At 59.7% G+C, this 21,535-nt stretch carries 29 protein-coding genes; 15 read left to right on the top strand and 14 right to left on the bottom strand.

The features are described from left to right. The first annotated feature begins 94 nt into the window (after nt 1–94). The 4 genes from ACR0BF_RS00225 (at nt 95) to aat (ending at nt 3,326) form a co-directional block, all read left to right on the top strand. Entirely contained in the window at nt 95–631 is a 537-nt protein-coding gene (locus ACR0BF_RS00225; RefSeq protein ID WP_209505755.1) for a LuxR C-terminal-related transcriptional regulator, read from the top strand. A gap of 151 nt (nt 632–782) precedes the next feature. Further along, nucleotides 783–1,277: an acetyl-CoA carboxylase biotin carboxyl carrier protein gene (accB, locus tag ACR0BF_RS00230; protein ID WP_480473619.1), complete on the top strand. Its 495-nt coding sequence runs from the start codon at nt 783–785 to the stop codon at nt 1,275–1,277. A gap of 9 nt (nt 1,278–1,286) precedes the next feature. Further along, the gene (gene accC / locus ACR0BF_RS00235; protein ID WP_480624021.1) at nt 1,287–2,636 is read left to right on the top strand and encodes an acetyl-CoA carboxylase biotin carboxylase subunit; all 1,350 of its coding nucleotides are present in this window, start codon (nt 1,287–1,289) and stop codon (nt 2,634–2,636) included. 48 nt (nt 2,637–2,684) lie between these two features. Further along, on the top strand, nt 2,685–3,326 hold the full coding sequence (gene aat, locus ACR0BF_RS00240) for a leucyl/phenylalanyl-tRNA--protein transferase (protein WP_480624022.1): 642 nt from the start codon (nt 2,685–2,687) through the stop codon (nt 3,324–3,326). Here aat and ACR0BF_RS00245 read toward each other — a convergent pair. From ACR0BF_RS00245 to ACR0BF_RS00270, 6 genes are all read right to left on the bottom strand, one after another. Next, complete coding sequence (locus tag ACR0BF_RS00245) at nt 3,272–3,640, bottom strand: DUF2155 domain-containing protein (RefSeq protein WP_480484511.1); 369 nt, start codon at nt 3,638–3,640, stop codon at nt 3,272–3,274. The genes aat and ACR0BF_RS00245 overlap by 55 nt on opposite strands. Then, nucleotides 3,637–4,089, bottom strand: a complete 453-nt coding sequence (gene mlaD, locus ACR0BF_RS00250; protein ID WP_480624023.1) for an outer membrane lipid asymmetry maintenance protein MlaD — start codon at nt 4,087–4,089, stop codon at nt 3,637–3,639. Before mlaD ends, ACR0BF_RS00245 begins: the two co-directional genes overlap by 4 nt. Nucleotides 4,090–4,100: 11 nt before the next feature. Then, nucleotides 4,101–4,484: an NADH:ubiquinone oxidoreductase subunit NDUFA12 gene (locus tag ACR0BF_RS00255; protein ID WP_480484513.1), complete on the bottom strand. Its 384-nt coding sequence runs from the start codon at nt 4,482–4,484 to the stop codon at nt 4,101–4,103. A gap of 80 nt (nt 4,485–4,564) precedes the next feature. Next, nucleotides 4,565–4,927 (bottom strand): RidA family protein, encoded by a 363-nt coding sequence (locus ACR0BF_RS00260; protein WP_480624024.1) that lies wholly within the window; start codon nt 4,925–4,927, stop codon nt 4,565–4,567. A gap of 195 nt (nt 4,928–5,122) precedes the next feature. Continuing rightward, nucleotides 5,123–6,391, bottom strand: coding sequence for an ATP-dependent Clp protease ATP-binding subunit ClpX (gene clpX / locus ACR0BF_RS00265; RefSeq protein ID WP_480473623.1), 1,269 nt, complete (start codon nt 6,389–6,391; stop codon nt 5,123–5,125). A 132-nt stretch (nt 6,392–6,523) separates the two neighbouring features. Next, entirely contained in the window at nt 6,524–7,156 is a 633-nt protein-coding gene (locus tag ACR0BF_RS00270) for an ATP-dependent Clp protease proteolytic subunit (protein ID WP_480473624.1), read from the bottom strand. Between the two features lie 359 nt (nt 7,157–7,515). Between ACR0BF_RS00270 and ACR0BF_RS00275 the strand changes: the two genes are divergently transcribed. The 4 genes from ACR0BF_RS00275 to ACR0BF_RS00290 all read left to right on the top strand — a co-directional run bounded on the left by ACR0BF_RS00275 (nt 7,516) and on the right by ACR0BF_RS00290 (nt 10,506). Next, nucleotides 7,516–7,857 (top strand): ArsR/SmtB family transcription factor, encoded by a 342-nt coding sequence (locus ACR0BF_RS00275; protein WP_480624025.1) that lies wholly within the window; start codon nt 7,516–7,518, stop codon nt 7,855–7,857. A gap of 60 nt (nt 7,858–7,917) precedes the next feature. Beyond that, nucleotides 7,918–8,055: an entericidin A/B family lipoprotein gene (locus tag ACR0BF_RS00280; RefSeq protein ID WP_209505735.1), complete on the top strand. Its 138-nt coding sequence runs from the start codon at nt 7,918–7,920 to the stop codon at nt 8,053–8,055. 831 nt (nt 8,056–8,886) lie between these two features. Continuing rightward, nucleotides 8,887–9,303 carry a type II toxin-antitoxin system Phd/YefM family antitoxin gene (locus tag ACR0BF_RS00285; protein ID WP_480518955.1) on the top strand — a complete coding sequence of 139 codons (417 nt, stop codon included), beginning with the start codon at nt 8,887–8,889 and terminating at the stop codon, nt 9,301–9,303. Between the two features lie 438 nt (nt 9,304–9,741). After that, a complete protein-coding gene (locus ACR0BF_RS00290) occupies nt 9,742–10,506 on the top strand; it encodes an SAM-dependent methyltransferase (RefSeq protein ID WP_480624026.1) in 765 nt (254 codons plus the stop codon). A 116-nt stretch (nt 10,507–10,622) separates the two neighbouring features. On the opposite strand, the gene ACR0BF_RS00295 is transcribed toward ACR0BF_RS00290, so the two are convergent. Next, the gene (locus tag ACR0BF_RS00295; protein ID WP_480624027.1) at nt 10,623–10,976 is read right to left on the bottom strand and encodes a hypothetical protein; all 354 of its coding nucleotides are present in this window, start codon (nt 10,974–10,976) and stop codon (nt 10,623–10,625) included. A 529-nt stretch (nt 10,977–11,505) separates the two neighbouring features. On the opposite strand from ACR0BF_RS00295, the gene ACR0BF_RS00300 reads away from it, so the two are divergent. Beyond that, nucleotides 11,506–12,075 (top strand): hypothetical protein, encoded by a 570-nt coding sequence (locus ACR0BF_RS00300; RefSeq protein ID WP_480624028.1) that lies wholly within the window; start codon nt 11,506–11,508, stop codon nt 12,073–12,075. An 88-nt stretch (nt 12,076–12,163) separates the two neighbouring features. Here ACR0BF_RS00300 and lepA read toward each other — a convergent pair whose 3' ends face one another. Next, on the bottom strand, nt 12,164–13,963 hold the full coding sequence (gene lepA / locus ACR0BF_RS00305; protein ID WP_480624029.1) for a translation elongation factor 4: 1,800 nt from the start codon (nt 13,961–13,963) through the stop codon (nt 12,164–12,166). A gap of 118 nt (nt 13,964–14,081) precedes the next feature. Here lepA and ACR0BF_RS00310 point away from each other — a divergent pair, with 118 nt between their 5' ends. The 4 genes from ACR0BF_RS00310 (at nt 14,082) to ACR0BF_RS00325 (ending at nt 16,690) form a co-directional block, all read left to right on the top strand. Then, nucleotides 14,082–14,312, top strand: a complete 231-nt coding sequence (locus ACR0BF_RS00310) for a hypothetical protein (RefSeq protein WP_480624030.1) — start codon at nt 14,082–14,084, stop codon at nt 14,310–14,312. After that, nucleotides 14,309–15,190 carry a hypothetical protein gene (locus ACR0BF_RS00315; RefSeq protein ID WP_480624031.1) on the top strand — a complete coding sequence of 294 codons (882 nt, stop codon included), beginning with the start codon at nt 14,309–14,311 and terminating at the stop codon, nt 15,188–15,190. Before ACR0BF_RS00310 ends, ACR0BF_RS00315 begins: the two co-directional genes overlap by 4 nt. 172 nt (nt 15,191–15,362) lie before the next feature. Next, nucleotides 15,363–15,671 carry a hypothetical protein gene (locus tag ACR0BF_RS00320; RefSeq protein WP_480624032.1) on the top strand — a complete coding sequence of 103 codons (309 nt, stop codon included), beginning with the start codon at nt 15,363–15,365 and terminating at the stop codon, nt 15,669–15,671. Nucleotides 15,672–15,736: 65 nt separating this feature from the next. Continuing rightward, nucleotides 15,737–16,690, top strand: coding sequence for a LysR family transcriptional regulator (locus ACR0BF_RS00325; protein ID WP_480473633.1), 954 nt, complete (start codon nt 15,737–15,739; stop codon nt 16,688–16,690). On the opposite strand, the gene ACR0BF_RS00330 is transcribed toward ACR0BF_RS00325, so the two are convergent. Further along, nucleotides 16,687–17,130, bottom strand: a complete 444-nt coding sequence (locus ACR0BF_RS00330; protein ID WP_480604922.1) for a low molecular weight protein-tyrosine-phosphatase — start codon at nt 17,128–17,130, stop codon at nt 16,687–16,689. The genes ACR0BF_RS00325 and ACR0BF_RS00330 overlap by 4 nt on opposite strands. 27 nt (nt 17,131–17,157) lie before the next feature. On the opposite strand from ACR0BF_RS00330, the gene ACR0BF_RS00335 reads away from it, so the two are divergent. Beyond that, nucleotides 17,158–17,856 (top strand): NAD-dependent deacylase, encoded by a 699-nt coding sequence (locus ACR0BF_RS00335; protein WP_480518941.1) that lies wholly within the window; start codon nt 17,158–17,160, stop codon nt 17,854–17,856. 62 nt (nt 17,857–17,918) lie between these two features. After that, nucleotides 17,919–18,527: an HdeD family acid-resistance protein gene (locus ACR0BF_RS00340; protein WP_480473636.1), complete on the top strand. Its 609-nt coding sequence runs from the start codon at nt 17,919–17,921 to the stop codon at nt 18,525–18,527. 92 nt (nt 18,528–18,619) lie between these two features. Here the strand turns inward: ACR0BF_RS00340 and ACR0BF_RS00345 are convergent, their stop codons facing one another. The 5 genes from ACR0BF_RS00345 to meaB form a co-directional block, all read right to left on the bottom strand. Beyond that, a complete protein-coding gene (locus ACR0BF_RS00345; RefSeq protein WP_480518939.1) occupies nt 18,620–19,093 on the bottom strand; it encodes a copper chaperone PCu(A)C in 474 nt (157 codons plus the stop codon). Between the two features lie 38 nt (nt 19,094–19,131). Continuing rightward, entirely contained in the window at nt 19,132–19,482 is a 351-nt protein-coding gene (locus ACR0BF_RS00350; RefSeq protein ID WP_480624033.1) for a hypothetical protein, read from the bottom strand. A 69-nt stretch (nt 19,483–19,551) separates the two neighbouring features. Continuing rightward, a complete protein-coding gene (locus ACR0BF_RS00355) occupies nt 19,552–19,701 on the bottom strand; it encodes a hypothetical protein (protein ID WP_480555992.1) in 150 nt (49 codons plus the stop codon). Nucleotides 19,702–19,890: 189 nt separating this feature from the next. Further along, nucleotides 19,891–20,178, bottom strand: coding sequence for a 50S ribosomal protein L28 (gene rpmB, locus ACR0BF_RS00360; protein ID WP_008756960.1), 288 nt, complete (start codon nt 20,176–20,178; stop codon nt 19,891–19,893). A 232-nt stretch (nt 20,179–20,410) separates the two neighbouring features. Beyond that, entirely contained in the window at nt 20,411–21,382 is a 972-nt protein-coding gene (gene meaB / locus ACR0BF_RS00365) for a methylmalonyl Co-A mutase-associated GTPase MeaB (RefSeq protein WP_480624034.1), read from the bottom strand. Nucleotides 21,383–21,535 lie beyond the last annotated feature (153 nt).

Here is a 21,535-nt window from a genome sequence, read left to right on the forward strand (position 1 = left end):
GGCGCAGACCACAGCATCTGTTTCGGGCGTCAATCTGGCGCAAGACATCGCATCCCCCCTTCATTTCCGCGCGCTTTCCCGGCACCATACACGCATGAGCGACCCCGCCTTTGAATATGCGCCGATCGGGCTTGTTGAGCTGGAAAACCGGATCATCCGGCGCTGCAACCTGCAATTTGCCCGCACCTTTGGCGGAGAAGAAAACGACTATCGCAACATGCCGCTGTTGCATCTTTACCCTTCGGTCGCTGATTGGGAGAGGATCGGTGAGCGCAGCCTGCAGGTGATGCGCGGCACCGGGTATTACACGGATGAGCGTGTCATGCGCCGCCGCAGCGGGGACCTGTTCTGGTGCCGCGCCCGGGGTCGGTCGCTGACGCCCGACGACCCGTTCCGCCACGGTATCTGGAGCTTTTCCGACATATCCGAGGAACGACCGCTGGTTGAACTGACCATCCGTGAACGCGAAGTGGCCATCCTGTCCTGCCGTGGCCTGTCGGCCAAGGAAATCGGAGCAGAGCTGGGCCTGAGTTACCGCACAATCGAGGCTTACCGCGCCCGTTTGCTTGAAAAATTCGGCGCGCGAAAGCTGTCTGAACTGGTCGCCAAATTATCGGGGATGCCCCTGTGAGCTGTCCGACCCTTTAAATTACGCGTGAAACGCATGCCAGATGGTGCGAGTCGGCGCTTTTCATGCACCGCCGCTTAGCCTATAACCCTGCGTAATTTGATCAGAGCCCGCAAGAAACAGACGGGCCAAAGGGGAACCGTCGAGGATACTCATGACAGACACCAAACACGAAGCGGATGTGGCATTCATCAAGGCTCTGGCCGAGTTGCTGCGCGAAAACGATCTGACCGAGTTGCAGGTCAAACGCGAATATGGCGAAGAAGACAGCCTGAACGTGCGCGTCAGCCGTATGACACAGACCGTGGCCGCTCCGGTTCAGATGGCTGTTCCTGCAGCAGCGCCCGCCCCCGTAGCGGCACCAGCCGCGGCCCCCGCGGCGGCCCCTGCTGCCGCTGAAGATCCGGCCAGCCATCCAGGCGCTGTCACCTCGCCTATGGTGGGCACGGTCTATATGCAGCCGGAACCCGGAGCGCCCGCTTTCATTTCCGTCGGCGCGACAGTGTCCGAAGGCGACACGCTGCTGATCGTCGAAGCGATGAAGACCATGAACCACATCCACGCCCCCAAATCAGGCACCATCAAGCGCGTGCTGGTGGGCGATGGCGACGCTGTTGAGTTCGGCACCCCTCTGGTCATCATCGAGTAAGGCGGGCCCATGTTCGACAAGATCCTGATTGCCAACCGAGGCGAGATCGCCCTGCGCGTCATCCGCGCCGCACGCGAGATGGGGATAAAGACGGTTGCCGTCCACTCCACCGCCGACAGCGACGCGATGCATGTGCGCATGGCGGACGAATCGGTGTGCATCGGCCCCCCGCCCAGCCCGCAAAGCTATCTGTCGGTGCCCGCCATCATCTCGGCCTGTGAGATTACCGGCGCGCAGGCGATCCATCCCGGCTATGGCTTTTTGTCCGAAAACGCCGAGTTCGTGCAGATCGTCGAAGATCATGGCATCACGTTCATCGGTCCCACCGCGGAACATATCCGCGTCATGGGCGACAAGATCACCGCCAAGGACACAATGAAGGCGCTGGGTGTGCCTTGTGTTCCGGGGTCGGACGGTGGCGTTCCCACGCTGGCCGACGCCAAACGCATCGGTGAGGAATTCGGTTATCCCGTCATCATCAAAGCCACCGCTGGCGGCGGTGGGCGCGGCATGAAAGTCGCGATGAACGCGAAAGAGATGGAAAGCGCCTTCATGACCGCACGCGCCGAAGGCAAGGCCGCCTTTGGCAATGACGAGGTCTATATCGAGAAATATCTGACCACGCCGCGCCATATCGAGATTCAGGTCTTTGGCGACGGCAAGGGCAATGCGGTGCATCTGGGCGAGCGCGATTGTTCGTTGCAGCGCCGTCACCAGAAGGTCTTTGAAGAGGCCCCCGGCCCCTGCATTACCGCCGAAGAGCGCGCCCGGATCGGCAAGATCTGCGCCGACGCAGTGGCCAAGATCAACTATATCGGCGCTGGCACCATCGAGTTCCTGTATGAAAAGGGCGAGTTCTATTTCATCGAGATGAACACCCGCCTTCAGGTGGAACACCCGGTCACCGAAGGGATCTTTGGCGTCGATCTGGTGCGCGAACAAATCCTTGTCGCAGCGGGTGAATCGATGTCATTCGGTCAGGACGATCTGAAGATCAACGGCCACGCCATCGAGGTTCGGATCAACGCGGAGAAGCTGCCGAACTTTTCGCCCTGCCCCGGCAAGATCACGGCCTATCACGCGCCGGGCGGTTTGGGCGTGCGGATGGACTCGGCACTTTATGACGGCTATTCGATCCCGCCCTATTACGACTCGCTGATTGGCAAGCTGATCGTGCAGGGCCGCGACCGGGCCGAGGCGCTGGCGCGTCTGCAACGCGCGCTGGGAGAGTTGATCGTCGACGGTATCGACACCACCGTACCCCTTTTCCACGCCCTGTTGCAGGAGCCCGATCTGCACAGCGGCGAGTACAACATCCACTGGCTGGAGCGCTGGCTTGCGGAGAACATGGAAAAATAAGGGCCATGTGCCAGAGGGCCCGCGCCCTCTGGTCGCCCTATCACCGGCATGAGCCTGACCCCCGAACTGCTGCTGCACGGGTATTCCATCGGTATCTTCCCGATGGCCGAACACCGCGACGATCCTGAACTGTTCTGGGTTGATCCCAAGTTTCGCGGGATATTTCCGCTGGACGGGTTCCACATCTCGCGCAGTCTGGCCCGCCGCATCCGGAACTGCGGGTTCGGGATTTCAATCAACCGGGATTTTTCCGGCGTTGTTGATGGGTGCGCCGACCGATCCGATACCTGGATCAACGCGGAACTGCACGCCCTTTATCGCCAGCTCCACCAATCCGGTCATGCGCATTCTCTGGAAGTTTGGGATGGAGCGGCACTGGTGGGCGGCGTATATGGCGTGACGCTGGGGGCCGCGTTCTTTGGCGAAAGCATGTTTTCGCGTCGCACGGATGCCTCGAAAATCGCGCTCGCCTATCTTGTGGACCGGCTGCGGCAAACCGGCTTTCACCTGTTTGACACGCAGTTCCTGACCGCGCATCTGGCGTCCCTTGGGGCGATCGAAATCCCGCGTGGTGCTTACAAGAAAGAACTGGAAGAAGCCCTGAGCCAGAGCGCCGACTTTGCCGCGCCGATCACTCAGTCCGCAGAAGGCGTGATACAGCGGATGACCCAAACGTCATACCGCGCGTGATCCAGCGCATTCAGCGCCGGAGAGGTCGCGATCATCCAGCCGTCAAACAGCTGATCCGCCTTGCCCGTTTCCCAAATGGTCAGATAGGCGAAGGCATCGCCTGTCGGGTTGTCCACCGGATACCGGCAATCCCCCAGCGCCACATCCAGCCCGAACACAGGTTCGGTCTGACCTGTCTGCAATTCGATATCAACCGTCTGGCCACTAACCTTGTCGAGCCCCCGCAGCATGGCGCCGGGGCCAGAGTTGACTTTCTGCTGCGCGGCGGCGCCGGTTCCAGTCAGCAACAGGGCAATCAGGGCGGCGCGCATCATTCGCCGCCATCTCCGGCCACGAACTTGACCAGCAGCGAGATCAGGCTGACCGCACCCTGGGTATCCTGAATCTCGTCTCCGGGTTCAAAAAAGAAGGGCGAACCGCCGGGCATAACTTCGACAAAGTTTCCACCCAGCAACCCTTCGGACGAGATCACGATGGCGCTGTCATCGGGCACAAGAACGCCTTCCGCAACAGAGAAAGTCGTGTCAGCACGATAATTATCCGGGTTCAGCTTGACCCCGGTAACAGTGCCGATTTTCACACCGGCAAGACGGACATCGGTGCCGACGCCCACCCCTTCCAGCGACCGGAACGAGGCGCCCAACTCATAGCCCGCAGCACCTTGCGACAGGCCGGTCGATTGGCTGGCATAGACGCCAAACGCGATGGCACCGGCCAATACGACGCCTCCGACAAGAACTTCGGTCCAGTTATGGGTCGACATCTTCGCCTCGTTTATTCCGGGCTCCAGGCCTCGTAATCCCTGCGCTCAACCGGCTTGGCCCGACGCAGCGACCCGGCAGGCGCATAGGCCAGTGCCGTACCTGTCAGGTTCTCCTGATGCGGTTTTTCCCAGGCTTTGTGCGGCAGCGGCTTGTCGGTCGGGGGTTCATCCCAGGTGCGATGCAACCAGCCGTGCCATTCCGGGTCAATCCGGCTGGCTTCGGCCTCGCCATTGAAAATCACCCAGCGCCTGCTGTCGTCGGCGGTGCGATAAAACACATTGCCTTCATTGTCTTCGCCCACTTTCACACCCTTGCGCGCCGTATAAAGCTGCGTGTTCAGTGTTGACCCGTTCCACCAGGTCACGGCTCGTAAAAGACTGTTCAGGATTCCCATCGGCTGCCTCCGGCATTTCGGTCGAGAGAAGGTATGGACCAAAGGCTCGCCAAGGTCCAGTGCCCCTTGGGCTTCCAGTGTTACTCCGGCAGGAAGGCGGTCACTTCGATCTCGATCCGGTACTTCGGATCAATCAAACCGCATTCGATCATCGTCGCGGCCGGTGGATTGGCGCCAAACGTCTCGGCCAGAACCGGCCAGCACGGCGCGAACTCATTGCGATCCGGCAACATGTAGGTGACCCGAACCACATCTTCGAAACCCGCGCCTGCCTCAGCCAGCGCCTCACCTATGACATCCAGCGCAGACCGGCATTGCGCCACCACGTCGTCACCCTGCCCGACGGTCCCGGCGACATGAACCCAGCCACCCGCAACCACCGCGCGGCAATAGCCGACTTTCGCCTCAAACTCACCGCCCGAAGAAATGCGTTTCACAGTCATAACCTGTCACCTTTGTCGTTCGAAAACTTGCTTAAGCTCCCGCCGCCTGACCGCGCATGCCTTCGCGTGCGAGCGACGGATCCCCAGCTTCATCTGGCTATAAATATCCCGGGGGAGATGCCCGAAGGGCGGCGGGGGCAGAGCCCCCTGAACCGGTTCAACTGAAGTCCCACCGTCGCGGCAAAAAGCCCGGCCTCAACCCGCCGAGGCCGATTCCTTGGCCGCATCGGCATAGATGAACAGCGGCTGCGCGTCGGACATCACCGCCTCTTCGTTCACCACAACCTCGCTGACATTTTTCATGCCCGGCAGTTCGAACATGGTGTCCAGCAGGATATCCTCGAGAATAGATCGCAGGCCGCGTGCACCGGTCTTGCGCTCGATGGCCTTCTTGGCAATTGCCTTCAGCGCGTCATCGGTGAAGCCCAACTCAACATCTTCCAGCTCAAACAGGCGCTGGTATTGCTTGACCAAGGCGTTCTTTGGCTTGGTCAGGATGGTGACCAGCGCTTCTTCGTCCAGATCCTCAAGCGTTGCCAGAACCGGCAGACGGCCCACGAATTCGGGGATCAGGCCGAATTTCAGCAGATCTTCGGGTTCCAGATCCTTGAAGATCTCGCCCACGCCGCGCTCGTCATTGTCACGCACATCGGCGCCAAAGCCCATGGCCGAGCCCTTGCCGCGTTGTGCAATGATCCTGTCCAGACCCGCAAAAGCACCGCCACAGATGAACAGGATGTTCGTGGTGTCCACTTGCAGGAACTCCTGCTGCGGGTGTTTGCGGCCGCCCTGCGGCGGAACGCTGGCCACGGTGCCTTCCATCAGTTTCAGCAGCGCCTGCTGCACGCCCTCACCGGACACGTCGCGCGTGATCGACGGGTTCTCGGATTTGCGGGTGATCTTGTCGACTTCGTCGATATAGACGATGCCGCGCTGCGCGCGTTCGACATTGTATTCGCTGGCCTGCAAAAGCTTGAGAATGATGTTTTCAACATCCTCGCCCACGTAACCGGCTTCGGTCAGCGTGGTGGCATCGGCCATGGTAAAGGGAACATCCAGTATCCGGGCCAGTGTCTGCGCAAGCAGCGTCTTGCCACAGCCGGTGGGGCCGATCAGCAGAATATTGGATTTCGCCAGTTCGATATCATTGCCCGCCTTCTGGGCGTGGTTCAGACGTTTGTAGTGGTTGTGGACCGCAACCGACAGGACGCGTTTTGCGGTGGACTGGCCGATCACGTAATCGTCCAGCACCTCACAGATATCCTTGGGCGTCGGAACGCCGTCCGAAGACTTCAGCCCGCTGGCCTTGGTCTCTTCGCGGATGATGTCCATGCAAAGTTCGACACATTCATCACAGATGAAAACGGTCGGGCCTGCGATCAGCTTACGCACCTCATGCTGGCTTTTGCCGCAGAAGCTGCAGTAGAGCGTGTTTTTCCCGTCACCGCCTGAATTCGTCGCCATGATCTACCTTTCGGGCCTCACCCCAGCACCCCCGGCGGGGATGCGTTTTCGCCTGTTCGTGCAGCTTAGGCCAGCGTTTTGGCCGCTACAATCTCAAAATGGTTCCTGCGCCGGTGACGCAGGCTCCGGAACTCAGACCTCATCCGCGTCCGTTTTTGCGCGGTTTTCCACGATCTCGTCGATGTGGCCCCATTCCTTGGCCTCTTCCGGGCTCATGAAATTGTCACGGTCCAGCGCTTTTTCAACTGCTTTTTTCGTCTGCCCGGTATGACGTACATAGATATCATAAAGGCGATCCTTGAGTTTTTGCGTCTCGGCCGCGTGGATCATGATATCACTGGCCTGGCCCTGATATCCGCCGCTGGGCTGGTGCACCATGATCCGGCTGTTGGGCAGCGAAAAGCGCATCCCTTTCTCGCCACCGGCCAGCAGAACCGATCCCATCGAGGCGGCCTGACCGATCACCAAAGTGGAACATTTCGGCTTGATATACTGCATTGTATCGTAAATCGACAAACCGCTGGTCACAACGCCACCGGGCGAGTTGATGTAGATCGAGATTTCCTTTTTGGGGTTTTCCGCTTCAAGGTGCAGCAGCTGGGCCACGATCAGATGGCTCATGCCATCGTGAATCGGGCCGTTGATGAAAATGATCCGCTCTTTCAGCAGGCGGGAGAAAATATCATAAGCGCGCTCGCCCCGGCTGGTCTGCTCAACGACCATGGGGACAAGCGTATTCATGTAGGTATCTACGGGATCGAACATTCGCAACCTGCCTGTTTTGCTGTGGATCGGGACATTATCCCAACAAGTGTTACCTGAGTCTTAGTGTTGGCTCCGGGGGGCTGCAAGGGGGTGTCGGTGAGAACACGGAACGAATGTGGACCAACGCCAATAAGATTGCCACACCTGCCGCTGCCTCGCAGTACCACCACATCCGTGATTGCGCCCTGCACAAGGGGCTGCGGGAAAAACGGCTGCGGGTTCCCCTTTTCTGATCACGGTTTTTTGATTCATACATATAGCAATAATTGATCGAAACATGTACTGAAGGGGCTCGCAGGCGACGAGCTTTACGTAACGGAAACTACGCCCGGTCAACGGGTTCACAAGGAACACATTCGATGGCACTTCCACAGCTGTCTCAGGACATGTCGCAACACGACCTGGATCGTATGGTCGATAATGCGACACGCGCGTCCAACTTCCTCAAAGCAATCAGTCACGAAGGCCGGCTGATGATCCTGTGTCACCTGGTCTTCGGTGAGAAATCTGTCACCGAGTTGGAAGAGCTGTTGTCCGCCAGACAAGCCGCTGTTTCGCAACAGCTTTCCCGCCTGCGTCTGGAGGGGCTTGTGATACCGCGCAGAGAGGGCAAAACCATCTTCTACCGGTTGGCCGATGACCGCCCGCGCCGGATGCTTGAAGTGGTGTACGAGCTGTTCTGCGGTGAGGACAAAGGCTAGCTCTGGCTTGGTGTCGAGAAAGGTGCTACCGAATCCGTATCGAGCACTGAGGAGACACACATGATCCGCGTAATTCTGATTGGCCTGAGCCTGTTTGCACTGACCGCCTGCGAAACCGCCAAAGGCGCGGGTAAAGATATCGAAAAGGCCGGGGATGCAATCCAGAACGCAGCTTCGGACGTGCAGGAAAGCCTGTAAAACGCGCTTATCTTGCGGGCAAACCGAACATTAACGCAATATATGGTTGAAGATTGCGCCCACACGCAGTAGTCTAGCCCTACAGGTGCATAGACGCGGCATTGCATATCTGACACTAAATCGGGGCTCTTTCGCGCACGCAGAAGAGCCCCGTTCCCGTTCGGCAGGGGTGAGTGGTAGCCTGTATGAAACCGAATTTCGGCATAAGAAAAGGCGTCAGGTGCGCAGACGCGGTCTTTGCATGTACCCTTACGGATACGCCCTGACGCCTTACCGGGTCGACGCACCCCGAGGAGCACTCCGATCCAGTCGCCCCAGCCCCCTGAGAGACTGTAGCCGCCGCTTTGTCCCCTAAGGTCCATCGCGACATGCATTGGCCGTTTGAGAAGATGGCCACCCGACCTGGGTCCGAGACCCATATCTGGCTGATCACCAACCGGTAAGCCTTTGCAGTTAAATGCAAATCCTAAGATCCGCCTTCCTCTGCTCAGACCCCCTTGGCCTTTGCGTCCCGCCCCGGTTCCGAAGACCCTGTGCGGTGAGATGACTGTTGCACCACGCCCTGCATCCGACAAGCAAATAGCACTGCAGCATGAAAATTAGACGGGGATAAGATGTTGATATCCGGCGGGAGAGTTTTGTGGATAACCCGAGAATCCCCGATCCCGCGAAGGGTTGAGGGCGGAAAAAACCGGACATGACCCCGGCGCCCGAAATTCCTGCGATGCTGCGGGTGCAAAACGCTCCGCGCGGGCCGTTAGGCCAAAATTGTGCGATTTGTACAACGCTCGGACCTCCAATCTTACGAATCGTACAGACGGAGATTCGCCGATGCGCTGCACCATTTCCTATGCCCGCGCCCATCTGGGGCCGTTGATCACCCGCGCCCAGGACCCGCGTGAAGTGATCATCCTGACCCGGCACGGCAAGCCGCTGGCCGCGCTGGTCTCGATGACCGAGGCCAACCGGATCTGGCAGTTGCAGGATGATGAGGAGATCGGATGGAAACACCCGCTGTCGGGGCTGCGGGGGATGTGGTCGAAGGGGCGCAACATCCCCGGTATGGAACCGGGACCGGACGGCCGCTATGTCACCGCACGCGAGGCCGCGCTGAAGGTCCGCGAGATCCAGATGACCCGCGCCGAGGAACGCCGCATTCTTGCGCGGGGCGGTCTGGATCCTGTCGCAGGCGGTGAACTGGCCGCCCGGCCTGCCTCCGCACGATGGAGACGCTGGTTCCGTTTCTGAGAAGCGTTCCGGCCCGGCGGTGGTACCAACACCCCCTCCGCCGCAATCCGTGAGCAATGGCGGCTCATACCCCTTAACAACCCGACCGGGCCGGAAACGCTTCGGTTCACCTGACGGGCCGGAACGGGGTCGAAAACAGTCCCGGTGCGCAGGCTACGGAAATCTCTGATCTGATGATCGGCACCCTCCTTTGGGATGCGGGCCGTGCTGGCCTGTGACTGAGATTGGAAGGGCGCGCGGCGGTTACAACTTGTCTGAAGGAAACTTCATCAAGGGTTTATGCGCGGGAAAGGTGGACAAGAAGAAAACCCCATCCTGCCGGGTATTGCGCATTGCGTTTTTCCTTCCAACACCGCGCGCCTCAACTTAAACAGGGATTTCAGGCAACTGCCCTCATCCGGGGGCGTCCGGTCAAACTTGAAAAGCGCCAGACAGAACATGCGATTTCCAAAGCGACAACATCGAGAGTTCAAGAGCATTGTGCGCAGGTTCCGCAACGAGTTTTCGCTGTTCGTGCTGGAACAAAGCCGCGGACAGGTGCTGTGCGGGCCGATGAAGGGGTTTCGCTTTGTCGAAAACGCATTCTGGGGCGGGCATTCGGATACGGCCACAAAAATCTTTGGCCTGTATGAGCAGCAGAACCTGAAGGTGCTGAGCAACTCGGACAAGCCGGTGCTGGTGGATATCGGCGCGGCGGACGGCTTTTGGGGCGTCGGGCTGGTGGCCGCCGGGCAGTTCGAAAAAAGCGTGTGCTTTGAGGTTTCGGCAAAAGGCCGGGATGTCATCCGCGAAACGGCGGAACATAACGGCGTGAGCGACCGGGTGACGGTGTTTGGGGATGCGCTGACGGACACGGTTGAAAACATCGCAAGCGTGGCCCCCGACCCGGCCGACATCTTCTTTCTGATCGATATCGAGGGCGTTGAATTCAGCCTGTTGACCGAAGATTTTCTGACGCATTTCCGCAGATCGGAGTTTCTGATCGAACTGCACCCCCAGATGGTCGAGGATGGCGATGCGAAACTGAAAGCGATCGAAGCGTTCTGCGCCGGGTATTTTGATGTCGCCTATGTAGACGGAAGCGTGCGCGACACGTCCGAGATGGATGAGATTATCCGGTTGGGGGATGATTTCAAATGGCCGATCCTGTCCGAGGGGCGCGGTTTTCCGATGCAATGGTTGCATTTGGTGCCGCGCGGGTGAGGTGTGGTTTCGGCGATTGACCCGCAGACCCGAGGGCCGCGAACGGCCAGAGCCCCAATGGCGCAAGCGCTGATACAACCGCCCAACCAACCCTGCCCTACGGATGTCGCGACGGGCTAGACAAACGCTGCGATCAGCAGGACCAGCCCGGTCAGGCCAATCAGCGCGTGAGAGACCAGCTTCAACCCTTTTGTGTTCCTGTTCTGCAACCCCTTGGCATAATGGGTATTGGCGAATTCCCCGTCGATATCAGAACGCAGATTGACCAGATCATCCAAAGTGGCCCCGCCCGCCAGAATGCCGTAGGCGGTTGTGGCGATGACCAGAATGGCCTGAGCCAGCGCATAACCGTCGGGCGCAAAGCTGATGATGGCGGCGATACCGACAAAGCAGAACAGCGTGGTGCGCATGATGACGTGGTAGTCTTGAAACCGGCTGATGGCGTATTGCGCCCGAAGTTGCGCGTCCATGGCAATCCCTCCGTTTATCAATTGATTGGAATGCCGGGAGTGTATCACTGTTTGCCATTTTCCCGAAATTTGAACACCACCCCGTAGGGCGGGCTTCAGCCCGCCACCGGACGCAGCCAATCCATGCGCGTTGGTTTTGAGGTCGGGGAAATGGGGGAGTGGTGGATTGGCGGGCTGAAGCCCGCCCTACGGCATATTAAACCCGATTGGGCGACAGAACAGAGGGCAGCGCCGGCCCGAGGGGGTGAGGCCCGTCTCGGAAACGGTCCAGTGGACCGCTTCAGGGCCGAACGGGCGGAGCCCCGGGGAGCAAACGCGCCGCCCGTTTTGCCGGAGGCAAACCTCTGGTTTGACGGGGGCGGGTCATGCCGGAGGCATGCTTTCAGCATGACGCGGCCCGGTGATGCCGCCGGGTGGGTGGGTTGATTTGACCGCGGCACAAAGCAAAAAAATAGAAATAAGCTCTTGCTGCAGCTATTTTTTTCGCGCTCAATCAGCTGATTGAGACAGAACCTGTTCGAGCAAATACATGAGTGAACAATTTTTTGACAAAGGCACGGCTATGGAGGGATTGCTTCCAAAAGAGTTCGCTTATTGCCTAGGGCTCTATCTACAAACCTGCGCTCACATTGAACTTTGGGTAAGTGCGCTGATTGTTTGCCTTGAAGGATTGAAGCCAGAAAACAAAGACTGGTTTGATCGGTACTGCCAAGTTCGAAAGCTCCCTACAAAAGAACTCATCAGAGAATTGAAAAAGTCTAGCGAACTCGCCAAAAAATTTGGATTCGATGAAGACTTGTCAGCGTTATCAGATTGGATAGGAAGGTTTGTTGGTAACCGACATATGGCCGCGCATGGCGCTTTTTTCGGATCGCTGAACGGTTTCCTTCGTGTTGACTATGTGACGAACACTGGCTCGAGAAAGGACCCTATCTTCAAACGTTCAACAAGTGCCGTGACAAAAGAAAGTATTGACGAAGTACTAGCAGACGCAGATCGAATCTACCTCATCGTTCTTGGGATGATTGGCCGTATCCAAGAAGATTTGCCAATTAGAGTACATCGAGCGATCGTGCCGATAGTAGAGCACCCTACTTAGGAAACTCGGTCGCTCCCCCCCAACCGTGTGGGCACGCAGGTTGGCTGCGCCAACCGCTTTCGCCCACCGTCACTAAAAATGGACAGCCTTAGCTGTCCATTTTTAGTGCTGAAATAAACGCCTCCTGCGGGATATCGACCTTCCCGAACTGGCGCATCTTCTTTTTCCCCGCCTTCTGCTTGTCCAGCAGTTTGCGTTTCCGGGTGGCGTCGCCGCCGTAGCATTTTGCGGTCACGTCCTTGCGCAGGGCGGACAGGGTCTCGCGGGCGATGACCTTGCCTCCGATGGCGGCCTGGATCGGGATTTTGAACATGTGGCGCGGGATCAGGTCCTTGAGCTTTTCGCACATCGCGCGGCCCCGCATCTCGGCCCGGTCGCGGTGAACCATGGTCGACAGCGCATCGACCGGTTCGTCATTCACAAGGATCGACATCTTGACCAGCGCGTCCTGACGGTAGCCGGTCATCTGGTAGTCAAAGCTGGCATAGCCCTTGGTCACCGATTTCAGGCGGTCGTAGAAGTCAAAGACAACCTCGTTCAGGGGCAGGTCATAGACGACCATGGCGCGCTGGCCCGCATAGGTCAGGTCCATCTGGATGCCGCGGCGGTCCTGGCAGAGTTTCAGCACGTCGCCGAGATATTCGTCGGGCACCAGAATGGTCGCCTTGATGCGCGGTTCCTCAAGATGGTCGACCTTGGACAGGTCGGGCATGTCGGCGGGGTTGTGCAGCTCGATCATCACGCCGTCTTTCATGTAGACGTGATAGATCACGCTGGGCGCGGTGGTGATGAGGTCGATATCATATTCACGCTCGATCCGGTCGCGGATGACCTCGAGGTGCAACAGGCCAAGGAAGCCGCAGCGGAAGCCAAAGCCAAGCGCGGCCGAGGTTTCCATCTCATACGAGAATGAGGCGTCGTTCAGCGCGAGCTTTTCGATCGCGTCGCGCAGGTCTTCGAATTCGGCTGAATCCACCGGGAAGAGGCCGCAGAACACCACCGGCTGCGCGGGTTTGAAGCCCGGCAGGGCGACTTCGGCGCCACCCCGGTCATTGGTGATGGTGTCGCCGACGCGGGTGTCGCGGACCTGCTTGATCGAGGCGGTGAGAAACCCGATCTCACCCGGGCCGAGGCTGTCGATCATCTGCATTTCCGGGCGGAAGACACCGACGCGGTCGACATGATGGAGGGTGCCGTTCGACATGAACTTGACCCGCATCCCCTTTTTCAGCGTGCCGTCCATGATGCGGACCAGAACGATGACGCCCAGATAGGCGTCGTACCACGAATCCACCAGCATCGCCTTGAGCGGCGCGTCCAGAGTACCCTGCGGCGCGGGCAGTTTGTGCACGATCGCTTCCAGCGTCTCGTGGATGCCCTGCCCGGTCTTGGCACTGACCTGAATGGCGTCGCTTGCGTCGATGCCGATCACGTCCTCGATCTGTTCGGCCACGCGGTCACAGTCGGAGGCGGGCAGGTCGATCTTGTTGAGGACCGGCACGATCTCATGATCCGCGTCGATGGCCTGATAGACATTGGCCAGCGTCTGTGCCTCGACCCCTTGGGTCGAGTCCACAACCAGCAGCGAGCCTTCGACCGCACGCATCGACCGGCTGACCTCATAGGCGAAATCCACGTGGCCGGGGGTGTCGATCAGGTTCAGCACATATGTCTCGCCATTATCGGCGGTATAGTCGATGCGAACCGTGTTGGCCTTGATGGTGATGCCACGCTCGCGCTCGATATCCATGCTGTCGAGCAGCTGTTCCTTCATGTCACGATCCTGCACTGTCCCGGTCTCTTGGATGAGCCGGTCAGCAAGGGTGGATTTGCCATGGTCGATATGCGCGACGATGGAGAAATTGCGGATATGAGCGAGGTCTGTCATGGAGTGGGGATATGTAGAGGAATCGTGGGTTGGTCAATAGAAACGAGACAGTGTTTCATTGCTTGTGTGCTAAACTGCCGGAGGGTAGGCTGGAACGCACATATTAGCAGGGATGCACATGGTTATATTATCCCGTCCAGAAGAGTTTGACGATTGGCTAAATTCGCTTTCAAACACGGCACTGAAAGCATTTGCAACGCGTTCAGCCTTACAAGTTCTTCCCTATGCTTTTGTTTTATCAGATCAAGAAAGTAGCAGCCGCGAACAGGCGCAATTCCTTCTAGCTTGCTTTAGAGCCAATATTGTTTCTGGACTCGTTGGTGCTGGGCTTTACCCAGAAATAGGTTGATCACCTCTAGTGCTCTAGTCACCCTCGACGCCGCCAATACCGAAAACGGGTACGGTACGTTAACCGAACCGACCTTATCCAATGTCGCTACTGCCGTCGCCGCAACCTTCTATGCAACGCGCGCCACGTCTGCAGAAACAATTCACGATCTCAATGCCAACGCATTCACCTACGGTGCCGAAATTACCCAAGCGCTATCTGCCGATGTTATTGCGCTAACCGCGACACCAGATGAAACTGAGCAGGTGTTTGCCACCGAACTGTGGCATGGTGCAGTACCAGAACCATACGCCAGCTTGTCGCAGCAGTTTTCCGAAAATGCCCCCGAGACGCCATGGGAGTTTTGGGCTGAATGGTACGAGGGAATGCTGAAGGGTGAACCGTTGGACTGGGAACTTCAACGAAGGATTGCGCTGATCGATGAGAGCATATGGAACTCTGGGGTTGACGCAATTGCCCATGAGATCGAACAAATCCGGGCGCGGTGGGAAGTCGGGAAGGCCTTATCGGACATCAAAGGCAACCTGAGTGTCAGAACCTCAGCACGCCACTGTATCGGAGGGAACAACCCTCCTGAGAGCATCGAAGATGAACAGTTGTCCGGCGCTATAACCTTGATCTGGGAAGCGACCGAAGAACTCTCGACGGCTTTGGAAGAGGAACGCCCTGCTCGTGAGTGGATTGAAGCAATTCTGGGCAAACTCAAAGCTGGATTGGCAGGATTCCTCAGATGGTGTGCAGGCAAAGGCGATCTTGCGGTCGATACTTTGATCAAGTGGGGTATTCCTGCGACAGGAGCAGGGTATGCTGCAAATTATCCAGAGAAAATTGAAGCGTTGATCAAAGCCATCGAAGACTGGCTGCCGCACTTGCTCTGACCGGTGCCGGGCTGAAGCCCGGCCTACGGGGTGGTGGGGGTGTATCGTTTCCGGACCGTGCAATCACTTTTTCGCAACGTATGATTGATCCGCGCGCCCGTTTGATTCATACTCCGCCGCAGACCGAGAGGGGCGCAAGACCCGTCCGGGCAGGCAAAAACGAGGCTCGAGTATGAAACAGTTCCTCATTATCGCATTTTGTGCGGCATCGCTGACGGCGGTGGCTCAGGACGCGGATGCGGCGCAGATCAGGCAGGCGTGCATGGCGTCGGACCGCTCGGCCGCGACGCGGGACCGGTGCAGCTGCATTCAGCGCGTGGCGGATCAGGCGTTGACGCGCAGTGATCAGAAGACCGTGGCGAAATGGTTCAAGGACCCCCATCAGGCGCAGGTGCTGAAGATGTCGAAATCCGCGCGCGATGATGCGCTGTGGGATCGGTACCAGAACTTTGGCCAGATGGCGCAGGCGATCTGCAGCTAACCCGTTCAGAATGCTTGACCTGATCCACGCTGCGCCCCAGAAAGGCGCAGCGAAAGGTGTATTGCATGGTAATGAAAGGGCTGACTCTGCGGGGCCTTGAAGTGTTCGAGGCTTTGGCGCGGACGGGATCGGTGGCGCAGGCCGCCGAGATCACGGGGCTCAGCCAGCCATCCGTTTCGCAGCAATTGCGCAATCTGGAAAACGCGCTGGGGACCGAATTGGTCGATCACGGGCGGCGACCGATGCGGCTGACGCAGGCGGGGCGCAGTTTCCTTGCGCGGGCCGAGGCGGTTCTGGCCGAGCTGCACATGGCCCAGAGCGAGCTGTCGGTCATGGATCTGGGGCATCTGACCACGCTGTCGATCGGGCTGATCGACGATTTCGACAATGATCTGACGCCCCGGCTGGCCACCTTGCTGGCCGACAGCCTGACCCGGTCGAAATTCAAGCTGATCACCCTGTCGAGCCTTGATCTGTTCGAGGCGCTGGCCGAGCAGCGCCTGCATATGGCGGTCACCGCCCATAGCGGCGAAGTACTGGAGGGGGTGGTCGAATACCCGCTGGTCCATGATCCGTTCATTCTGGTGGCGCCGCAGGGATCGGGCGGGGTCGAGGCCGTGCAGGAGCGGCTGCCGTTTCTGCGCTATGCCCGCGAGCAGCTGATCAGCCGCCAGATCGAGGCGCATCTGGCGCGCCGGTCGCAGGTGTTCGAGGAACGGTTCGAGATCGGCTCGCACATGGCGCTGATGGCCATGGTGGCGCGGGGTCTGGGCTGGGCAATCACCACGCCGCTGGGCTTTATGCGCGCGGCGCGGTTCCATGAGGGGCTGGAGGCGCACCCTGCCCCGTTCGGGGAATTCTCGCGCAACATATCGCTGCTGGCGCGCACCGAGTGGTCCGATCAGGTCCCGCAGGAGGTTGCGGGCATGACCCGGCGTCTGATGCAGAACCAGATCGTGGACCCGGCGGTTGCCAAGCTGCCCTGGCTGAGCGGCCAGTTGCGGGTGACCGGCGGCTAGGTGTCCAGATGGGCGGCAAGCCCCTCGACCGCCGCTTCGATCAGGTCCAGCGCGCCGTCGAAATCCCGCGTGTAATACGGATCGGGTACGTGATCGGCACCGGTCTGAGGGGCGAAATCCGTCAGCAGGCGAACCGGCGTGCCGTTGCCCGACGGGCGCAGGTCTTCGATATCGGCGATGTTTTGGGCATCCATGCCGATGATCAGGTCGAACCGGTCGAAATCCGCGACGGTGAACTGGCGCGCGCGCAGGTCGCCGAGGTCGACGCCTCTGCGGTTTGCGGCCTTCTGCATCGGGCCATAGGGTGGATTGCCCGCGTGCCAGCCCATGGTTCCGGCACTGTCGGTTGCATGATGCGGTGCGCGGGCGCGAAAGACGCCCTCGGCTGCGGGAGAGCGGCAGATATTGCCCAGGCAGACAAAGAGGATACGGTGTGTCATGGCCAAGGTGTAACGCGCGGAGGGGATATGGGAAAGATCGTCATTCTGACCGGGGCCGGGATTTCTGCTGAAAGCGGGCTGAGCACCTTCCGCGACGAAGGCGGGCTGTGGGCACAGCACCGGATCGAGGATGTGGCCACGCCCGAGGGCTTTGCCCGCGATCCCGCCTTGGTGCAGGGGTTTTACAATGCGCGCCGCGTTCAGGCCGCCGCCGTGCAGCCCAACGCGGCCCACATGGCGCTGGCCCGGTTGCAGCAGGGCTGGCCCGCAGAGGTCGTGATCGTGACCCAGAACGTGGACAGCCTGCATGAAGCAGGCGGTGCGACGGGTGTCATCCACATGCATGGCACATTGGCGGGTGCCCTGTGTTCCGGATGTGATCATCGCTGGCCCGCACCGCCTGAGATGGCCGTTGCCGAGCCCTGCCCCGCCTGCGGCCAGCCCACCGCCCGGCCCGATGTGGTCTGGTTCGGCGAGATGCCTTATTACATGGACGACATCTACGACCACCTTGCCAGCGCGTCGATCTTTGCCGCCATCGGCACCTCGGGTCAGGTCTATCCGGCGGCGGCCTTTGTCCACGAGGCGCAGGCGGCGGGTGCGCGGACGGTCGAGATCAATCTGGAGCCGACGCCCGGGCCGTCGGGCTTTGACGAGCGCATTGTCGGCAGGGCATCCGAAACGGTTCCGCGATGGGTCGGGCAGCTTCTTGCGGGATACTCTTAAGCTACAGACAACGCTGGCTTAATTTGTGTACACTATCTGCGATAACGACTGGAGGATGCCCCATGACTGATCAAGACCCCCGCACCGGTGAAATCCTGGATGACGGCAACATGGCCGGGCGCGACATGCTGGGGGAACAGCTTTCCAGCCTGTGGTGGACTTTTCTGCTGCGCGGGGTGCTGGCCGGGCTTGTGGGCATCGCGGCCCTGTTCTGGCCATCGGGCAGCATCGCGCTGCTGCTGCGGCTGGTCGGTGTGTTGCTGATCCTCGACGGTGGGCTGACGCTTTTGGGGGTTGGCCGTCGCGGGGTGCTGGGAGGTGCTGCGATCGGCGCGCTTCTGATCGGGCTTGTCCTGCTGATCTGGCCGGAAGGCACGGTGAAACTGGCGTTTTTCCTGTTGGGCGCATGGGCGCTGATCATCGGGATCGGATCCTTGGCGGCTGCCGGGCAGATGCATGCAAGTGACCCGCAACGCGGTTCCATGCGCGTTTCGGGATTTGTCGCGCTTGTCGTCGGGCTTGTCCTGATGATCTGGCCTGCGGTGGCGCTGGTTGCGCTGGGCTGGGGTATCGCATTCTCGGCGCTGGCCATGGCCGCTGTCATGTTCTGGCTGGCCTCGCGATTCCATCAGGCGGGCGACCGTGTCGGCCTGAAAACCATCAACAAATAACGCCATCCGCGGCCGCATGGAAAACAGGCCGGGCAAAGCCCGGCCTGACGCATGGATGAGGGCTGCCGCGCGGCCCGAAGACAGGCGTTGCCTTAGTTCGATTGTGATCCGTGGCCGCCTTTGTCCTGACGCTCCAGATCCACGGGAATCTCGATCTCGACCTCGCCTGCCTTTTCAAAGATCAGCGTGACCGGCACCTTGGCGTCCTGTTCGAACGGGGCCGTCAGCCCCATGAACATCACATGGTCGCCGCCGCGTTTCAGCATGTGGGTTTCACCGGCTGGAATGGCAAATCCTTCTTCGACATGCACCATCTTGGCCACGCCGTTTTCATCGACCTGGTGCGTGTGCAATTCAACACGCGCTGCCGCGTCCGAGGTTACACCGATCAGCCGGTCATCCGCGTCACCCTGATTATGGATCATCATGAACGCAGCACCGGCGATGGCGGTCTTGCCCGAGGACCGGGCATAGGCGTCGTCAACCGTGATGGTGCCTTCGGCAAAGGCGGGGATGGCCAGCGACACGGAGGCCAGGGTTGCGAGCAGAGTGGTTTTGAGGGACATCGTGCCTCTCCTGTATAAAGGTTTGAAAAGGGTGGGTTTCAAACGCTGACAGGAGGCGCGCGGGCCGGGGTTGCGGGAACCGGAAGGGCGATCTGGTTGCCCAGATGCCGCAGCGGTGCTGGTTGCGCCTGTTCCGGCGCGGCTGGCAGTGCCTGTTCGGCAACCGCAACGGCCCCCAGCAAGGATATTGCGTATTCCGGGCAGTAATGCGGCGGGGCGGTCGGTTGCCCGTTTTCGTCCATATAGACGACAACCGGGCCGGTGCCCGTACACAGCACCATCTGACCCACCGCCTTGTCCATACCGCGCGACATGGCCAGCCCATGCCCGGTCAGAACCAGCAGAAGGGTCAGCACATAAGGCAGAAATCTGGTAACAGAAGGTCTCATTCTGACCCAGCTATAGGTCAGCAACGGGAAAAGCTTCAAGCGCCAAAGGGTCGCGCTTGAAGCTGTTTTTCAATAATCCAGTCCGGGTCTTTTCACCCTGTCTGTGGTGAAGCTGGTATGGGACCGGTTCACCCAGCGCTGCATCCGTGTGCAGGTTGTAATCGCCTTGCGGAATACCGCGGCCAGAAACAGGAAAAGATAAAAACTTTTTAACGTCATAATTTGGCCCCCGCCTGATGGATGACAGTGACGTTAGGTCAGATTCGGAAACCTGTATGTGAAGAAGTTCACCAATGGCGAAAAATTAGTTCCATATTGAAAACAATGGAGGCCGAAAGGGGCTGGCCCAACAGAAAAGGCCCCGCACCGATAGGGTGCAGGGCCTGAAGAACTGTTAAGTGAAAGACCTTAGGCCGAAGCTTGCGCCTTGGCGATTTCTTTCTTCACTTTCAGAGCATTTGCCGACAGCTCATCGTCCTTGGCTTTGGCCAGGAACGCGTCCAGACCACCGCGGTGGTCAACCGAACGCAGCGCAGCCGCCGAGATGCGCAGCTTGACGCCACGGCCCAGAGTTTCGGACTGCAGGGTAACGTCGTTCAGGTTCGGCAGAAAACGACGACGAGTTCTGTTTTTGGCGTGGCTGACATTGTTGCCAGTCATCGGGCCTTTTCCGGTCAGTTCGCAACGGCGCGACATGGTTTCTTCCTTTGTTTCTGGAGGCCGGGCTAGGTACCCGCGGCCAAATCACAAGGGGCGCAACCCGAAGTCGCGCCCGAAAACTGGTTGGATGCGTGTAGTGGGAATCGCGCGGAGGGTCAAGACGGGCCGCGCGAAATCTTTCATTTTGCCTGCCATGCAGGAATGGCCCGGACGGGCCATGCCGTTGGCGAGAGTATTTGGCAAAAGGTGAAGCGGCCATGACGGCCCTTCAGCCGAGCGTGTCCAGAAGTTGTCCGGCAGCAACCGCCGGGCTGAGTCGTCCCTGCGAGACTTCGTCATTCAGGCGCTCCATCTCGGCGCGGGCCTGCGGTGTATCGAGACGGGCGAGAAGGGCGTGGCGGACCTCCTGATCGAACCAGTAGCGGGCCTGGGCAGCGCGGTTTGCCTCCCAGATACCGGTGTCGCGGCGCCATTGGGTCAGGGTTTGCATTTCGTCCCAGGCCTGTTCCAGCCCGTGTTCTTCGACGGCGGAAACGGTCATTGCCTTGGGGAAGCCTTCGGGGTCCTGCGGGCGTTTGCGCAGCAGCCGCAGTGCGCCGGCATAATCCGCGCAGGTGCGGGTGGCGGTGGCTTTCAGGTCGCCATCGGCCTTGTTGACCAGAATGATGTCCGCCATTTCCATGATGCCGCGCTTGACGCCCTGCAACTCGTCCCCACCCGCCGGGGCCAGCAGCAGCAGGAACAGGTCTGACAGTTCGGACACCACAGTTTCCGACTGTCCCACGCCCACGGTTTCGATCAACACCACGTCATAGCCTGCGGCCTCGCACAGGGCGATGGCCTCGCGGGTGCGGCGGGCGACGCCGCCAAGGTGGCTCTGGCTGGGAGAGGGCCGGATGAAGGCGTTGTGCTCGCGGCTCAGGCGTTCCATCCGGGTCTTGTCGCCCAGGATCGAGCCGCCCGAGCGGGCCGAGCTGGGATCGACCGCCAGAACCGCGACGCGCAGCCCCTGCCCCGTCAGCATCATGCCAAAGCTTTCGATGAAGGTGGACTTGCCCACGCCGGGTGTGCCAGACAGACCTATGCGCAGCGCCTGACGCCCCGAACCGGCAAGCTGTGCCAGAAGGTCGCTGGCCTGTGCCCGGTGATCGGCGCGTTTGCTTTCAACAAGGGTGATCGCACGCGCCAGCGCCCGGCGCTCGCCCTTCAGAATTCTGTCGCTCAGGCTGTCTGTCTGCATTCTTGTCCCGTTCCTAGAGGCAGGAACAGTTGCCGTGCTTGGGGGGTGTTTGTCCAGACCGGATGCGGCAGGAAATGCGAAGATCGCGCAGCCTGTGTCATTTCGTGCGGGGCGATTTACTGATGTGAGCGCGGAAACTGGACGCCACCTGCG

Source organism: Ruegeria sp. AG7, assembly GCF_056541545.1.

Coding starts and splice junctions, on each gene's coding strand:
- ACR0BF_RS00225 (WP_209505755.1), top strand. CDS start 95: ATGAGCGACCCCGCCTTTGAATATGCGCCGATCGGGCTTGTTGAGCTG.
- accB (WP_480473619.1), top strand. CDS start 783: ATGACAGACACCAAACACGAAGCGGATGTGGCATTCATCAAGGCTCTG.
- accC (WP_480624021.1), top strand. CDS start 1,287: ATGTTCGACAAGATCCTGATTGCCAACCGAGGCGAGATCGCCCTGCGC.
- aat (WP_480624022.1), top strand. CDS start 2,685: ATGAGCCTGACCCCCGAACTGCTGCTGCACGGGTATTCCATCGGTATC.
- ACR0BF_RS00245 (WP_480484511.1), bottom strand. CDS start 3,640: ATGATGCGCGCCGCCCTGATTGCCCTGTTGCTGACTGGAACCGGCGCC.
- mlaD (WP_480624023.1), bottom strand. CDS start 4,089: ATGTCGACCCATAACTGGACCGAAGTTCTTGTCGGAGGCGTCGTATTG.
- ACR0BF_RS00255 (WP_480484513.1), bottom strand. CDS start 4,484: ATGGGAATCCTGAACAGTCTTTTACGAGCCGTGACCTGGTGGAACGGG.
- ACR0BF_RS00260 (WP_480624024.1), bottom strand. CDS start 4,927: ATGACTGTGAAACGCATTTCTTCGGGCGGTGAGTTTGAGGCGAAAGTC.
- clpX (WP_480473623.1), bottom strand. CDS start 6,391: ATGGCGACGAATTCAGGCGGTGACGGGAAAAACACGCTCTACTGCAGC.
- ACR0BF_RS00270 (WP_480473624.1), bottom strand. CDS start 7,156: ATGTTCGATCCCGTAGATACCTACATGAATACGCTTGTCCCCATGGTC.
- ACR0BF_RS00275 (WP_480624025.1), top strand. CDS start 7,516: ATGGCACTTCCACAGCTGTCTCAGGACATGTCGCAACACGACCTGGAT.
- ACR0BF_RS00280 (WP_209505735.1), top strand. CDS start 7,918: ATGATCCGCGTAATTCTGATTGGCCTGAGCCTGTTTGCACTGACCGCC.
- ACR0BF_RS00285 (WP_480518955.1), top strand. CDS start 8,887: ATGCGCTGCACCATTTCCTATGCCCGCGCCCATCTGGGGCCGTTGATC.
- ACR0BF_RS00290 (WP_480624026.1), top strand. CDS start 9,742: ATGCGATTTCCAAAGCGACAACATCGAGAGTTCAAGAGCATTGTGCGC.
- ACR0BF_RS00295 (WP_480624027.1), bottom strand. CDS start 10,976: ATGGACGCGCAACTTCGGGCGCAATACGCCATCAGCCGGTTTCAAGAC.
- ACR0BF_RS00300 (WP_480624028.1), top strand. CDS start 11,506: ATGAGTGAACAATTTTTTGACAAAGGCACGGCTATGGAGGGATTGCTT.
- lepA (WP_480624029.1), bottom strand. CDS start 13,963: ATGACAGACCTCGCTCATATCCGCAATTTCTCCATCGTCGCGCATATC.
- ACR0BF_RS00310 (WP_480624030.1), top strand. CDS start 14,082: ATGGTTATATTATCCCGTCCAGAAGAGTTTGACGATTGGCTAAATTCG.
- ACR0BF_RS00320 (WP_480624032.1), top strand. CDS start 15,363: ATGAAACAGTTCCTCATTATCGCATTTTGTGCGGCATCGCTGACGGCG.
- ACR0BF_RS00325 (WP_480473633.1), top strand. CDS start 15,737: ATGGTAATGAAAGGGCTGACTCTGCGGGGCCTTGAAGTGTTCGAGGCT.
- ACR0BF_RS00330 (WP_480604922.1), bottom strand. CDS start 17,130: ATGACACACCGTATCCTCTTTGTCTGCCTGGGCAATATCTGCCGCTCT.
- ACR0BF_RS00335 (WP_480518941.1), top strand. CDS start 17,158: ATGGGAAAGATCGTCATTCTGACCGGGGCCGGGATTTCTGCTGAAAGC.
- ACR0BF_RS00340 (WP_480473636.1), top strand. CDS start 17,919: ATGACTGATCAAGACCCCCGCACCGGTGAAATCCTGGATGACGGCAAC.
- ACR0BF_RS00345 (WP_480518939.1), bottom strand. CDS start 19,093: ATGTCCCTCAAAACCACTCTGCTCGCAACCCTGGCCTCCGTGTCGCTG.
- ACR0BF_RS00350 (WP_480624033.1), bottom strand. CDS start 19,482: ATGAGACCTTCTGTTACCAGATTTCTGCCTTATGTGCTGACCCTTCTG.
- ACR0BF_RS00355 (WP_480555992.1), bottom strand. CDS start 19,701: ATGACGTTAAAAAGTTTTTATCTTTTCCTGTTTCTGGCCGCGGTATTC.
- rpmB (WP_008756960.1), bottom strand. CDS start 20,178: ATGTCGCGCCGTTGCGAACTGACCGGAAAAGGCCCGATGACTGGCAAC.
- meaB (WP_480624034.1), bottom strand. CDS start 21,382: ATGCAGACAGACAGCCTGAGCGACAGAATTCTGAAGGGCGAGCGCCGG.